The sequence below is a fragment of the Vitreimonas flagellata genome (assembly GCF_004634425.1).
Lineage (GTDB): Bacteria > Pseudomonadota > Alphaproteobacteria > Caulobacterales > Aquidulcibacteraceae > Vitreimonas > Vitreimonas flagellata.
In genome coordinates this window covers 572,188-585,979 of the sequence record NZ_SBJL01000003.1, presented here as the reverse complement: position 1 = coordinate 585,979, position 13,792 = coordinate 572,188, and the positions used below count along the sequence as shown (strand labels likewise).

The 13,792-nt window shown below is 60.7% G+C and carries 12 protein-coding genes; 6 read left to right on the top strand and 6 right to left on the bottom strand.

Annotated features, from left to right (window positions below):
- Positions 1 to 209: 209 nt before the first annotated feature.
- A complete protein-coding gene (locus EPJ54_RS15745; RefSeq protein ID WP_135212681.1) occupies positions 210 to 1,391 on the bottom strand; it encodes a hypothetical protein in 1,182 nt (393 codons plus the stop codon).
- A gap of 766 nt (positions 1,392 to 2,157) precedes the next feature.
- Here EPJ54_RS15745 and EPJ54_RS15740 point away from each other — a divergent pair.
- Entirely contained in the window at positions 2,158 to 4,482 is a 2,325-nt protein-coding gene (locus tag EPJ54_RS15740) for a TonB family protein (RefSeq protein WP_167755773.1), read from the top strand.
- A gap of 123 nt (positions 4,483 to 4,605) precedes the next feature.
- Here EPJ54_RS15740 and EPJ54_RS15735 read toward each other — a convergent pair whose 3' ends face one another.
- Both EPJ54_RS15735 and EPJ54_RS15730 read right to left on the bottom strand, forming a co-directional pair.
- The gene (locus EPJ54_RS15735) at positions 4,606 to 7,104 is read right to left on the bottom strand and encodes an AAA family ATPase (protein ID WP_135212679.1); all 2,499 of its coding nucleotides are present in this window, start codon (positions 7,102 to 7,104) and stop codon (positions 4,606 to 4,608) included.
- Entirely contained in the window at positions 7,101 to 7,301 is a 201-nt protein-coding gene (locus EPJ54_RS15730; RefSeq protein ID WP_135212678.1) for a hypothetical protein, read from the bottom strand. The genes EPJ54_RS15735 and EPJ54_RS15730 overlap by 4 nt, the downstream gene beginning before the upstream one ends.
- A gap of 455 nt (positions 7,302 to 7,756) precedes the next feature.
- On the opposite strand from EPJ54_RS15730, the gene EPJ54_RS15725 reads away from it, so the two are divergent.
- The gene (locus EPJ54_RS15725) at positions 7,757 to 8,155 is read left to right on the top strand and encodes a hypothetical protein (protein WP_135212677.1); all 399 of its coding nucleotides are present in this window, start codon (positions 7,757 to 7,759) and stop codon (positions 8,153 to 8,155) included.
- A gap of 18 nt (positions 8,156 to 8,173) precedes the next feature.
- On the opposite strand, the gene EPJ54_RS20265 is transcribed toward EPJ54_RS15725, so the two are convergent.
- Together EPJ54_RS20265 and EPJ54_RS20460 are read right to left on the bottom strand one after the other, a co-directional pair.
- On the bottom strand, positions 8,174 to 8,401 hold the full coding sequence (locus EPJ54_RS20265; RefSeq protein ID WP_135212676.1) for a helix-turn-helix domain-containing protein: 228 nt from the start codon (positions 8,399 to 8,401) through the stop codon (positions 8,174 to 8,176).
- A 60-nt stretch (positions 8,402 to 8,461) separates the two neighbouring features.
- Entirely contained in the window at positions 8,462 to 8,641 is a 180-nt protein-coding gene (locus EPJ54_RS20460; RefSeq protein ID WP_167755772.1) for a helix-turn-helix domain-containing protein, read from the bottom strand.
- Positions 8,642 to 8,731: 90 nt separating this feature from the next.
- On the opposite strand from EPJ54_RS20460, the gene EPJ54_RS15710 reads away from it, so the two are divergent.
- Positions 8,732 to 9,274, top strand: coding sequence for a sigma-70 family RNA polymerase sigma factor (locus EPJ54_RS15710; protein WP_135212675.1), 543 nt, complete (start codon positions 8,732 to 8,734; stop codon positions 9,272 to 9,274).
- A gap of 21 nt (positions 9,275 to 9,295) precedes the next feature.
- Complete coding sequence (locus EPJ54_RS15705; RefSeq protein WP_135212674.1) at positions 9,296 to 10,243, top strand: FecR family protein; 948 nt, start codon at positions 9,296 to 9,298, stop codon at positions 10,241 to 10,243.
- Positions 10,244 to 10,304: 61 nt separating this feature from the next.
- Here the strand turns inward: EPJ54_RS15705 and EPJ54_RS15700 are convergent, their stop codons facing one another.
- Positions 10,305 to 11,444, bottom strand: a complete 1,140-nt coding sequence (locus EPJ54_RS15700; RefSeq protein ID WP_135212673.1) for a hypothetical protein — start codon at positions 11,442 to 11,444, stop codon at positions 10,305 to 10,307.
- Between the two features lie 391 nt (positions 11,445 to 11,835).
- Between EPJ54_RS15700 and EPJ54_RS15695 the strand changes: the two genes are divergently transcribed.
- Both EPJ54_RS15695 and EPJ54_RS15690 read left to right on the top strand, forming a co-directional pair.
- Positions 11,836 to 12,447: an NUDIX domain-containing protein gene (locus tag EPJ54_RS15695; protein WP_167755770.1), complete on the top strand. Its 612-nt coding sequence runs from the start codon at positions 11,836 to 11,838 to the stop codon at positions 12,445 to 12,447.
- A 27-nt stretch (positions 12,448 to 12,474) separates the two neighbouring features.
- Positions 12,475 to 13,764 carry a macro domain-containing protein gene (locus tag EPJ54_RS15690; protein ID WP_135212671.1) on the top strand — a complete coding sequence of 430 codons (1,290 nt, stop codon included), beginning with the start codon at positions 12,475 to 12,477 and terminating at the stop codon, positions 13,762 to 13,764.
- Positions 13,765 to 13,792 lie beyond the last annotated feature (28 nt).

Sequence of the window (13,792 nt, the reverse complement as noted above, 5' to 3'; positions counted from 1 at the left end):
ACACGATTATCGAAGGCTTCAGCCAGTTCGTTACCTCCCTGTCTGCTCCGATCGCTTCCGGCTGGAGCATCTGCCGGGTGGGGCTTGCACCCACTGGAAAGCGCCGCCTTTGCACGGCGCACGCCGACAACGGTCGTTACTGGTCATTCTTTTGAATTGATACTCCTACGTCATGCGCCTTCGTGATGCTTTTCGTTAGACATTGCGCATCATGGCTCGAGCACAATCTCAGCATGAAACAATTTTCCCACACGCAGCGTCGCGGCCCCGCCGTCATGCTCAACTGACACCTTATCGAGAGCTTCGGATACCAGAGGATGAACGTCTTGGATGAAACCAGGAGTGACGGGCTCGGCCGCTAGTTCCTCCAGCGCCTGCACGCTGACGCCCTGCCTGATGTAGGCCCTCCTCGCTTCAAGGCTCTTCGCATTGACGGCGGCTGACAGATCAAGCCGGACCGACCTTCCCCTGAATTGTTCACCGGCGTGCGCGAACGCTTCGCGCGCGCCTCGGTTACGCAATTCGTCCTCCGCAAATCTCGTCTTCCGATCGATTGTTTCAACGCGCACTCTCTCTACCCTCGCGTTCGACGTGTAAGTTGAAAACGGATCTTTGCCGGTGGGTGCGGAGACCGCGTTGGCGGTTGCTTCAAATCCGGACAATCTAAGGGCCCGAGCGGTCATGGCACGGGTGGCCGCGTCTTTCGCTGCAGAGAGATTCTCAACACGCAATATTCCTGCCTGATTTGGCTCTGGATCAATCACCTTCAGATCAGAAGACGCAACGCCCTCCACACCAATCGATAGCCCCGCCACGAGATTTTGACTGGCGGGCGTATTAGCAAATTGGATGGTTCGCTTTTGTTGAAGGCCGGTCTCGAACTGGGTCTCCCGATACTTGGGCCCGCTTTGAGTGCCCTTGCATTCGAGAACGTGCCAAATTCCGTTGAGGTCCTGAAAGACAAAGTCCGGCGACTTACTCAATCCACGCTTGCCGGCGACGTTTATTGTGGCGCCGGTCGACGCAGCGTGGCGCTCGATGAAGTATCGACCATCACAGATCGCGCTAAACGGAATGACATCTAGCAGCCAGTGCAGAGGCGCACCCATACCGAAGTCGTCGCTTAGGATCGTCTTCTGATGACTGTCCAAATCTGCAAACGATGTCGTTATGCGAAGGTCCGGGTCGTCGGAAATCGCATGCAGGTATCTCACCCATGCCCAATAAGAGCTCAGCGAAATTCCGAAAGCGTGTGCGGGCGTCGTAATATACCCGATGATCAAGAGCATCGCCGGGATATTGACGCTGTGCATCTGCGGCGAGGTCGGAAACGTGGCGGGGAACGGCGCACCTCCGGCCGGCCAGGTTGCAGCATCTACGTTGACACTCAAGTCCCGGTTCACCAGCCTTCAAGCCCCCAGCAGCGCCAGGAACGGAATACGCAATTTCGTACCTGTCGCCAAGGTTGTGTGCGGGGCTCTTGCGAAAGAATCGCTGCGAGCGCGCGAGACCGCTAAATCTTGTATCAAGATCGTCGTCGGAGGAGCGCCGTCACAAGTGGAACGCTGATCGGCGCGCACGGTCTGAAGAACGACGCGAACATCGCGGGGCTACACCATACATCCCATTTGCGACCTGCAGCGTTTGCTTCACGTCGGTAGGCATTCCGCCAACGGCAAGAGCGAGACGCCATCTCAGAAGTTGCACAAGCGCCGATGCGTCGATGAATCCCAGAAGCGGAAGTCCGCCCTCGACCTTCTCATAACGGACACCAAAAGACTTCGATATCCAGCGCAGCCGAGCCCACTGAATGGCGCGGCATCACTTCTCCGATGGGTGCCAAAAATATGAGCGGTGGCGGCGGTCAAGTTGAGCGACTGCAGCGCCCGCGTGCTCTCCAGCAGCTTAAGCCACGCCGCGATGAACCAGTCGCGACTACCCTAACCGGGCTTCGCCATTTCCCGCACCCTTTCGCCAACGATGACTGAACGCGCGCGCCGTGGCGTCGAGCGCCGGAAATATCCAATGAATCCGTGCTCTCGCGTGACAGGATTCGCTTCGTCCGATCCAGCGGTCGCCGTTGGAGGGGGCCGACGCCGGGCGCTTCCGCATCCTTGAAACCGCGCTAAGATGAACGCGCGAAAGGAGGCCGGAGTAATGGCCGACGACCAGTTCGACGCTGGCGAAGACCGGATGAAGGTCTTCATCTCCTATTCGCGCGCCGATCGCGGCTTTGCTGAAGACTTGTACCGCGCGCTCGAGGCCGCCGGCTTCCATCCGCTGATCGACCGTAGTGACATTGTCGCCGCCGAAGTGTGGAAAGAACGGCTGGGCGAACTTATCCTGCAATCGGACACGGTGGTTTTCGTGCTGACGGCGTCGTCAGCAGCGTCCGAAATGTGCCAGTGGGAAGTCGACGAAGCTAACAGCCGCGGCAAGCGCATCATTCCGGTGGTGCCGCAAGACCTCGAAGGTGCTGCACCGCCCGCCGGCCTCTCTGTGCTAAACTACATCTACTTCTACTCCAATCCGGCCATTTCGGAATCCGGCTGGTTTGACGGCAATGAGCGGCTGAAGAAGGCGCTTCGGGTCGACGAGTTCTGGCTACGCTTTCAAACCGGTCTAGCCGAACAGGTTCACGATTGGGTGCGCCGTGGTAAACCCGATTATCTCTTGCTTCGCGGCGGGCTGTTGGAAGACGCGCAAAGCTGGATGTCGCGAACGCCGCCGGGGGCCAGCGTACAGCCAGCCGAGCAAGAATTCATCGACGCCTCCGAGGCTGCCGCGCAGAAGATCGTGGAAGATGATCAGGCGCGGCTCGCGCTCTCCGATCGCCTACGACGGGCCGAAGCTAAGATCAGATATCAGAACAAGGAGCTGAGGGAGAAAGAGCGGCGCACCAGCCAACGCGGCGGCGCGACGACAACAGAACGGCCGCGCCCGCCGTCACGCCCGCCGACGCCTCCAGCACCCACACCACCACCACAAAAGGCGGCGCCGACGCCGGCAAGCGAAGCGCGCGCACCACCGCGGCACGAATTCCGCCGCCAAGACGCCTTGCCACGAGAGGAACCGCCTCCACCTCCACCTTCATCGCCGCCGACACCGCCGCCGCCACGGCGCGATGACGGATTTGAGCGCCGCGCCCGCGACTATCGGGAAAGCTTGGCGCGTGAAGCCCGCGCTAAAGGGGCGACAAGCTGGCGTCGGCTGTTGGGGCGTATCGCCATCTTTGCGACTCTCATTGTCCTAGTGATGCTCGCGTTCACGCCGCCGGTCAGAGGCTTCGCCGGTTCTCTTTGGGGCCGCGGCACTGCGTTCATCGAAAGGCTGCAAAGCGACCAAGCGAAGGAAGATTCCCGCGCAGGAGCGCAGGCAGCCGTCGTTGAACCGTACCGGCCGCCCCAGCCGTTGGCCGCGGGCAGTCAAGGCGCAAACGTCCGCGCAGCCGCGAGCCTACAAGCCGAGGCGCTGATCCGTCTCGCCCCGAACACCAGTTTGAACGTGACAGGACGCATAGAGGGTGAGGATCATATTTGGTATCGCGTCGTCATCGACGACGACCGCGTCGGCTTCGTGCGCGACGATGTGACCGTGTTGCGTCAGCAGCGCCCCGTTCAGCGCCGCACACCATCGCCTTCGGCCGACCGCGCAGCACAAAGCACCGCGCCGGACTACGAGGTTGAACCCTACGCAGCGAGCACACCGATCGTCGCCGGCCCGGGCGGCGCAATCGTGCACGGAGAGCCGGACGCACGCTCAGATGTGATAGGCCAGGCGCGCCCGGGGCAGACACTGATCGTTATTGGCCGCGTGACGCTGCCGGGCGCGACCTGGTTTCAGGTGTCGTCCACTGAGGGGCGCCAAGGCTTCGTCCGCGACGACGGTCTAGTCGTGCAGCAAACGGAGTCGCCGACGAGCGTGGAGCTGGTCATCGAAACCTATGCGCCCTCGCCGCAGCTGCTCACCGGCGACGACGGCGCGAATGTGCGCGCGACGCCTGCTCGCGCTGGACAGCCGCTGGTGTGGCTGCCACCGGGCGTACGGCTCAACGTCACTGGCCGCACCACATCGTTTGGGCGAATTTGGTATCGTGTGGTGCTCCCAGATGGCCGCATCGGCTTTGTCCGCGACGATGTCGCGACGCCAGAGACGCCCGTCCAGGCGGCTGTAATCCAAGGCGACGCGATCAGCTGGGCACGCCGGCCAAGCAGCCAATCGTTGGCGCGCTATTATCCTCCGCGCGCGCAGCGCAGCCAACAAGGCGGACGGGTGACTTTGCGCTGTTTGGTCGGGGCCGATGGACGCTTGAGCGCCTGCAGTGTAGTCACGCCCGATCCGCGGTCGATAGAGTTTTCCCAAGCCGCGCTCAATCTCGTCCGCGAGTTTCAAATGCGGCCGGTGCTCGAGGACGGCACACCCTCGGCTGGCCGATGGGTTGTATTCCCCGTCTCGTTCAGGCCAGGTGATGGCGGTCGCTAAATGCGGCGTCGCCAATTTGGGCTCATGCAAAGCTAGAGGCGACGCGACTGCACCGCAGAAAGAAGCGAGGTGAATGTTTCATCAAGGGGCACTTCAAGGCGGACCTTTGGCAAGCCCTTCAAATCAACGTCTATCCAGCGCCTTGAAGTATTTCGTCTGTCCGTCACTCGGGTCGGTCCACGTGAAGCAAGCCGCTAGGTCATCCACGCTCTGCAAAACACCAAGTAGCGCATAGGCATTGAACGGCGTTCCTGCGCCAGATTCATAGTGGCTCACGTAGTTGGACATGATTGCCGTGGCATGGCGATTTTGAAGATCCGAAATCTGTTGCGGCGTCAGTACGCAACGCCCCGCCGCCTGATATAGCGCGACGGTATTGGTGATTGCGTCCATATAGGTCGACAGCGTCCGCTTGTCGCCGCGCGTGGCGTAGTCCGGCGGCACCAAGACGCCCAGCCGCGTGATGACCTGCCCCAGCTTGTATTCAAGATACTGGCGGACAAACGGCTCACCGATCTCGACCTGTCCGGCGTTCAAGTATTGCTGGGCTTGCGCCTTTAAGCGGTCAGCCTGTTGCGCAGACACCATGACGCGCCCGCGCGGCGGCATCCCCTGCAGCTTTTGGTGATGCCACTCGGTCGTATTGCCCAGCCTGTCGAAATATTTCTCAAGGCTCGTGTCGTGACTAAGGATGATGAATTGCAGGCCATCCGGTACGCCACCTGTCGCCCCGTGCCGCAAGTGACTGCGTATCGTGTCCATCAAGCTGAACTGGTGCCCAGCGTCGAAGCTGGAAGTTACGTCATCTAGCACCATAAAGCGCGGAACGCCGCTGTGGCGCGTGGCTGAAGCCAGAAAGATCGACGCGGCGACGGCGTTGCGATAGCTTTCCGATAGAAGCGCTCGGGCGCTCTGATCCTGAAGGCCGAAGAAATCGGCGAGCTTCAGGTCCACATTCTCGCTGTTCGCCGCACGACTCAACGTAGGTCGGACATCCGGGCCGCCGCGCACAAGACGGCCAAAGAGGTCTTGGCAGCTTGTCTGAATATCGGTGATGCGCGCATTTGCGATCGCTGTTTCGGCGGTGGCGAAAGTTTGCGCGGCATTCGTAATAAAGGTCTTCCAACGATTGAGCTTGTCGAGCTTGACCTTCTTTGCGGCAAGCGTTGGTAAGTCCGCCTCATATTCGCGCATGGCGTCGCGGAACAACTTTGCCTGACCAAGAGTGCGGGTCACCTGCACGAGCGAAGGCGGAAGAGCCGCTTGGATTTTTGCGACCTCTTCACTGGCCGTATTGAGCGCCTCGGCACGTTTGATTTCGAGGGCGGCGAGCTGCGCCTTACCGCGGTCTAAATCAGCCGTTGTGACGCCGGATTGGCGCGTCGCCAGTGTGAGTGTGGGCGAAACACGGTCAGCGACGGCAATCCCCATCACCGCGAACTCTTCAAGCCGTTGTAGCTTGGCAAGGCAGGCTGATGCCGCGGTCTTTCGCGCCAGCTCGGCGTCCATTCGCTCGGCTTCGTCATAGAGGCCGATCTTTGCTTCCAACCGGCCCTGTAGCGGCGTTTCCGATGTGGCTTCACACACGGGACATTGGCACGGGTCATGCCAGTCGCCACCATTGACGACTGCCAGAGCGTCTTTGAGAAGCGCGTGGATGGCTGTTGCGCCGACCTTGCGCATGGCCTCATCCCGCGCTAGCGCAAGCTCCAGTAGCGTGTCGAACTCTTCCGTCTCCGTTTGGCTGACGGCAAGCGCCATCAAAGACGCAATGCTTGTGTTTAGCGCGTCCAGATTCTTCCGCGCTTCGCCGCCTTCTTCCCGGTCGATGACCTCTTCGGCTGCATCAAAGTCCAAATCCATCACGCTCGCAGTGGCGAGCGTCGGAGCGAGAAGCGGGATGGCCGCAAGCGCTCCGGTCACGTCCGCCTTGCAACGGGGAATGTCGTCAAGGTTTGCGAGTGACGCTCCCGTCACCTCCTCAAATGCCGTCTTGATGCGTCCCTCCACCGCGATGAGTGCGCGGATGCCATTGGTTACTTCCGTATCGAGGCTGGAAAGGCCCAAATCGGTGTTGATGTTGCGTGTGTTGCGCGCGCCATCCAACGCCTGACGCAAACGCGAATAGCGGCTCAGGCCAATCAGAGACGAAAATGTGCGACCGCGATCGAGCGCGGAGCTATCGACGAACGATGCAAAGCGCGGATAATCGACCAGCACGAAGTCTTCGCGCAGTGCGGCCAAAAATTCCTCGGGGTTTGGGTGGCCGGAGGGCGAGGACACGGTGCGGTTGCCCGCACCTTGGCGCGTGACCGTGATCGCAACATCGGGCGTACCGTCATCAGTGGAAAAAACGAGCGCGACGGTTGCGGTCTGTTGCGGGTGGAATTTGTTGACGACGTAGGTCTGGCCACGCTCGGCGTCCTGCAATGCCTGAAGTCTTGGCACGGTGCCATGAATGGCAAAGTGCAAAGCCTCAAAGATGGATGTCTTTCCTACACCGTTGGGTGCGTGAACCGAATTGACCCTGTCCTTGCTGAATCGCAGGATCAAGGGATCGCCATCGTTGTTGATGCCCCTGAAGCCTTCAATCGTCACGGAGGCGAGAAAATAGCGCGTCATGGCAAGGCCGAGAGCGCGGTCAGAACCGCCTGATTGAATTCCTGCACCGCTTGGCGTGTGCGATCCGTGTCGCCCTCTGGCATGAGGGTCGCCAGATTGTCGAACAAGATTTTTGCGCACTCGGGGTCAAGGGCTTCGCACTCCGCCCTGAACCGCGCGAGATTATCGTCAAACGAGACGGCGGGGTCGAATTCCATCAGAGCCCTCCCTTGAACGCCTTGTCGAGAATCGCTGGGAGCATAGCATCAAACTGGGTCGTGCTTTGGGACTGGAAGACGTGCTACCGCGGAGGAAGCCTGTGCTGACCGGAGTGACAGGACCGTCCGTGATCGTACGCTGTTCGGCGCTGGAATGCGGTTCGCTATCCCATCCTGCCGCTGTGAGTTTGGGCACGACGCCGGCCGCGCTGGCAGCTAAAGATTCAGGTTCGGTGTTAGTAGCGGGAGTGATCCGAACCGATAAGCCTCTAGACCTCGGGCTGCCGGCCCACTCCGACCGTCGAGCCGCGAGGGTCGGCTTTGAACACCTCACGCAACTTTCCCACCGTCTCTTCATGCCCCGGAAGAGAACATCGATTGTGCTCTAAATTCCCGCTGAACTAGCCGGAACGGGTCATAGACATCTCACGCCGCCTTGGTGTGATGAGCATCAAATGATCGTTGCGCTCCCGCTCATCCTATTCGTCGCCTTTGCGATGGGATACGTCGCGTACAAATACGCGGTCTACACTGTTCCTTGCCTCATCGGGATCGTGGCGGGTCAATTCGCATTCGAGACCAATGCTGGATGGCTTGGCTCGATCATCATAACGCTGACAATTGCCGTCGCTTCATTCTACGGACTGCGACGGCTCTATGAGAATTGCTCAACGCCAGCACGTTGGCTGCTGGGATCGCTCTACGCCGGCTGCTCAACGATCGTCACGTATCTCCTACTCGACGACCTGAGCGTCGGGGAAATTCCCTCAGAAATCTGGCGGCAAGCGCTGTGTCTCGGAGGTGCCGCCGTTGCCGGCACTCTTGCCTTCAGCAAGCTCCGCGACGATTGCTGAGTTTAACGACAAAAATTCTTACTGCGCCCTTTTCAGAAGAACCCAGGTCTCGACCCCCAAGGCATGGGCCAGCCGCTCAATGTTATCGATCGAGACGTTCCGCGCCTGGCGCTCAAGATCGCCAATATAGGTCCGATGAATTCCGGCCTCGTGAGCCAGCACTTCCTGCGTCCAACCTAATTTCCCCCTCAACCTTATAAGATTGAGGGCCAAAGTCTCACGCGCGCTGGTCGAAGGCTTCGGCACGCCATGTGCCTATTTCCTAAGATGACTATAGGTCGACCGACTATGAGTGACAATCCATATCTAGTCTTCGGAAAGCAATTGCGCGCAAGACACCTCGAACGCGGCCGCAATCCTCTCAAGCGTGTCTAGCGTAATGTTGGACTCTCCGCCTTCTACCTTTGAAACAGAGCCGCGAGCCATCTGCGCCGCGTCGGCCAACTCATCCTGCTTCCAACCGCGCTCATTTCTGAGCCGGATCACCTGCCGAGATAGCAAGCGCTTGGGGTGCGGGCGTCTCTTGACCACACACGTCAGAGATATGCATGATGACTATCAGTCGACCTGATATAAGTGACATTCGTAGTGACGAGTGCTAGACGCCATACATCAAACGGCCCCGGCTCCCTACTTTCACTGTATTCGTCCGAGGCGTCGCGACTAAGAAATTTCCTTAGAAATTTCACCACCACGCAAATGGCGGAGGATCTCACACAGGAGACGTTCTTTCGCGCGGTAGAATTCAGACACTTGCCATTGATGCATCGCGGATACCTTTTCCGCATCGCGCGCAATCTCGCCATCGACGAGGCCCGCCGCCGCAAGCGCGCACCCTTCGCAATGTCTGCCGACGCCTATCGCATCGAGGTCGCCCTCGACGCCCCCTCTCCAGAGGAAGCGTTGATCGCCAAGGAGAACGCCGCCCGCGCTGCAGCCGCGATCGCTTCTCTCCCTGAGCACAAGCGCCGCGCCCTGCTCCTCTTCAAGATCGAGGGGCTATCCTATAGGGAGATCGGCAAGCTGATGGGCAAATCCCATCGCACCGTGCAGGAATATGTCTCCGACGCCATTGCGCAATGTCACCGCATGGTGATGGCCGAAGAAGACGATGTCTGATCTCTTTTCTGGGCCTTCGACATGCCGCGCCGCACCGCCAAGGAGAAAGCCGAGCGGGAAGCGGCCCGGTGGATCGCGCTGCTTGAGGGCGAAGACGTTACGCTCAAAGACCATCAACGCTTCCGAATCTGGCTTGCCAAATCCGAACTCAATCGACGCGCCCATGAATCGGTCAGTCGGACCTGGGACACGCTCGATCTTGCGCGCGGTAGAGTTCCGATCCCGGCAAACGATATCCCGCCCTCGCCCGACCGGCGCCGTCTCCTCGTTGGCCTGAGCGTCGGCGGCGCGGTGCTCGCGGCGGGCATCGCCGTGCCGCTCCTTCTGCCTGATGGCGAGGTCTATGCCAGCACAATCGCGGAGCATCGCGTGGTTGATCTGCCCGATGGCGGCAAGGTCACGCTCAGCGCCGACACCCGCGTGCGCATCACGTATTCAGACGAGCTGCGATTGGCGCACCTTGAACGCGGCGAGGCGCTGTTCGAGATCGCCCCCGACCCCGCGCGCCCCTTCGTGATGAAGACCAAGTTCGGTGAAGTCCGCACCCTCGGAACGTCCTTCGTCACGCGCCTGAGCCCCGACAATGCGCGCACCACAGTGCTGAGTGGCGTGATCGAAGCGAGTAACCGCGGCTCCAGCACTCCTCAGCGCGTGATCGCCAATGAGGAGATCATTCTCGGCCGCAATCAGGTGGAGCGCGTTGTGTTGGACGCCGACGCCGCTGCGCGCCGCATAGCTTGGCGCGATGGCATGCTGTCCTTTGATGGCGAGACGCTGGTTGAGGCTGCACGCGAGATCGAGCGGCAGACCGGGCAATCCTTTGTCATCGTGGGCGATGAGCTTCGAGACCTGCGGGTCGGCGGCTACATTCGCGCCGATGCGGATGCGTTCGTGGAGATGCTCACTGAGACCTTCCAAGTAGAGGCGCGCCCTAGCCAGAACCAAACGATCGAGCTGCGTCGAAATTAGTCCAACCCAATCGTGGGTCCTCCCGCCTGCCGCGGAGATAAGGCGCGCCATCATGGACGCGTTAGGTGGGCGGCCAGTTTAGCTGGCTGGTGTTGAACGACATTCGCTGAGCGCCCGCTTGATAGAAGTTTGCTTCGATGATGACGCGAGAGGATCGCCTGAGGTTGGCGACAAAGCGGGCGTCGTTCACGATGAAGATGGTTTCCGTGGAATTGTCTGCGGGTTGCCGCGCCGAATAAGCCGCGGCCTCGCCATCGTCGAAGCGAACGCGCACCGTGCAATCCCGATAAGAGGTGCAGAGAAACTGTCCGCGGCTCTCCAGACGCACGATCACATCTTGGCCCCAACGCGGATGCTGACGCACACAGAGGCTGACCCGTTGGGTTTCGTACGGCCAACCAAGATTGACGACATTCGTGGATCGCGTGCAGGCGTGCGATGTCCGCCCGTCGCTCATCTCATCGACGTCTGTTTGGTAAGCCCAAGGACTTGGAGGAGGCGGAGGTGGCGGCGGCGCTTCACCCGGCGTTGCGATGAGAGATGCTGACGCCTGGCCGATCGGCGGGCAAAGGCTCGCTGCGGCCGCGCTCACCGCAGCTTGGCCCTGCCGCATCTGATCAACGGGTAAATCCGAATTCAATATCGGCGCGATCTCCGGATAGGCGCCTGAAGCGCCCTCACCCAGGGCAAACTCCCGACCATCTTCTGTGGTCGCCGTCACCACGAAAGCGCCAGGCGATGTCGACGCGCGGCAATTGAGCGTGAGCGAAGCGACGGCGTAGGGCCATGGATAAAAGCGGCGATGCCGCGGGGCCGGTGGGCGTGCGCTTGCTGTTTGCGGCTGGTCGGTTTGCGCCCGATCGGGCGGCGTGCTGGCCGCAGGCTCCGCCCGCGGCGCCCAAAAGACCAAGGCAAGGCAGAGCGCGCCTATGCCTGAATAGATGAGTGCGCCGGCGCGCACCGGCCCGATCGGCGCCCATGATTGCGGCTTGCTGAGGAGCCATACTCCACCGATAGCGGCGCAAAGCGCGAACACCACAACAGAGCGCTGCCACGGCGCGCCAAGCACGAGCGCGATAGCCACCGCCGCCGTCAGCAACAGCAATGGCGAGGCGACCCACAACAGAATTTCCAAGACGCGCCGTTCGCGCGGCGTCATTTCGCGCCGCTCGGGCTCAGGCGCCCCCTCTTCTTCTGTCATTCCCCACCCCGTCCTTTGTGGTTTTGTCGCTCTCCCCATAATTGCAGTCAACGGCGACCGACCGAGGCGGCTCGCATAAGTTCGTCAAAAAAAGACAACGGCGGCGCTTCGTGCTCGTCAGCGAGTAGCTTGAGGGCATGAGTGGGGACATCCGCGCCGACTAGATGCTCACCGACACCTTCCAAGCAGAGGCGCGCTGGCCAAAACCAAACGATCGAGCTGCGCCAGTCTTAGTTCAGCGCGCGCCGTGGATGCCGTTGGGTTTCCATTTGCGCCGTCATCCTACGTTTTGAGAGCGCTGCGTCTCGTGCCATGCTCAACGTCGCAGGGACTGGGCGCCACTCGGGCCTTCATGCGTGGCGGCCATGGGTGCGAATTAGGAGTTATCTTCGTGGCGCAAGATCGCGATCAAAAGTCGGAGCTTGTCCCGGTGGTGCGCAGCATCACGCGCAAGCTCGAAGGTTTTCTCAATGTCGACGAAGCGGTCGTTACATATCCCGACTTTGAGGGCTCGCTTCGCACCATCACACGCATGAGTCTTGAACGCGGCGACAGCGTCGCTGTGTTAGCGGTCGACCCCACGCGGAAAATCGTCTGGCTCGTAGAGCAATTTCGCTATCCAACGCTGGCTGGCGGATCAGGCGTGATGACCGAACTGCCCGCAGGCGTCATCGACGCCTTGGAGACGCCTCAAGACGCAGCCCGGCGCGAGACTGAAGAAGAGATCGGCGCACGCCCAGATGCGCTTGAACACATTGCGACTTTTTACGTTTCACCAGGCGCCAGCTCAGAGCGCATCTACCTCTATTACGCAGCCCTTGTTGGTGTGTCGCCTGACGAGGCGGTGTCAAAGCGATTGCGCGACGCAGAAGAAGACATCCGCCTTGTCGAGCGGAGCGTGGAGGACTTCATCGCCGATGCCCAGGGCGGGCGCCTCGCCGACGCGAAAACCCTGATCGGCGCGCTTTGGCTGGACAAACACCGCGTTCGGTTGCAACTATAAAGTGCAAGCAAGGTTGGGGGACCCGGCGTGGCGCGCAAAAAGGGCCTGTGCTTTGTGGTCATGCCATTCGGCGTCAAGCCGGTCGGACGCGCGCGCGTCAACTTCGACGTGGTGTTCAAGAAGCTGATTGAGCCCGCCGCGATTGGCGCCGACTTCGACGTCGAGCGCGCTGACACGCGCGAGGCGCCGGGCTCGATCACGGGTGATTTTCTCAATCAGATCTTCAAGGCCGATGTGGTCGTGGCCGACATCACCTATCCAAACGCAAATGTGTTTTATGAATTGGGCGTGCGACACGGCCTCAGCCAATTTGGAACCGTGTTGGTGCGACTTGTCGGCGGCGATCTTGCCGTTGAGCGCAACGGACTCTTAAGACCAACACTCACGCCGCTTGCCGCGCCTTTCGATGTCAAAGACATTCCAATCCTTGACGTCACGCTCGCGAAGAAGACGGTGACGGACGCCGTGGACACGCTGAAGGGGCGCATCCTCGACGCGGCCAATCAATCCACCATCGACAGCCCGGTTCACTACCACGTCAAGGGCTTGCGGGTGGAGCGCGTGGTGAGCCCCGCGGCGGGACGCCAGGATCGCACGTTCGAATTGGTGAATGCGCCAGGGCGCTTCATTGGCTTTCGCTCTGGAGACATCTGCAATCTGAAAGGCGGCGAAGCGATCGATTATTGGGTCAATTCCGAGAACACCCAAATGCTGATGGCGCGCACGGTGGAGCGTTCGGTGTCATCGACCGTGCGCTATCACGGCGCGGCCGACCCAGATCCGCTAAGCCCCACCTTTGAAGACACGATCGCGATCGCGCTCAAGGCTGAGATGGGCAATAGGCATCATATCGACGAAGGCGATGTCTTGGTGACGACGAGCGGCCGCCTTCAGTCCACCCATGGCGTGAAGGCGCTGCTGCATGCGGCCTCCGTCCGGGGCGTGCACGGGCGCGGTTTTGAAAGCATTTCCGACCCACGTTTGTCAGAGTGCGTCGCCAAGATATTGCTGAAGGCGCGCGATCTCACGATGAACGGCCAAACGCACCCGCCCGGGCGTTCGGTGGCGATCCCGCTCCTGGGTGCAGGGCAAGCGCGCCGAGAGCCAACCCAGATCGCGGGCTTGTTGGTCAGTTCGGCCATCGACGCACTTGAGGATTTCGGCCCGCTGGTCGCGCCGAACGACATCGATTTGGTTGTGTTCTGCGCCTATTCCCAATCGGACGTGGATCTCATGCGCCGTATCTTCGCCAGCCTGGAAAAGAGCGGACGCGTTCGAGCGACGCCGAAGAGTTCACTTCCTGGGCGCGCGCCATGACGCCCCTTCGCTTTCCTGAAGCGGGGTG

Coding starts and splice junctions, on each gene's coding strand:
- EPJ54_RS15740 (WP_167755773.1), top strand. CDS start 2,158: ATGGCCGACGACCAGTTCGACGCTGGCGAAGACCGGATGAAGGTCTTC.
- EPJ54_RS15735 (WP_135212679.1), bottom strand. CDS start 7,104: ATGACGCGCTATTTTCTCGCCTCCGTGACGATTGAAGGCTTCAGGGGC.
- EPJ54_RS15730 (WP_135212678.1), bottom strand. CDS start 7,301: ATGGAATTCGACCCCGCCGTCTCGTTTGACGATAATCTCGCGCGGTTC.
- EPJ54_RS15725 (WP_135212677.1), top strand. CDS start 7,757: ATGATCGTTGCGCTCCCGCTCATCCTATTCGTCGCCTTTGCGATGGGA.
- EPJ54_RS15705 (WP_135212674.1), top strand. CDS start 9,296: ATGCCGCGCCGCACCGCCAAGGAGAAAGCCGAGCGGGAAGCGGCCCGG.
- EPJ54_RS15700 (WP_135212673.1), bottom strand. CDS start 11,444: ATGACAGAAGAAGAGGGGGCGCCTGAGCCCGAGCGGCGCGAAATGACG.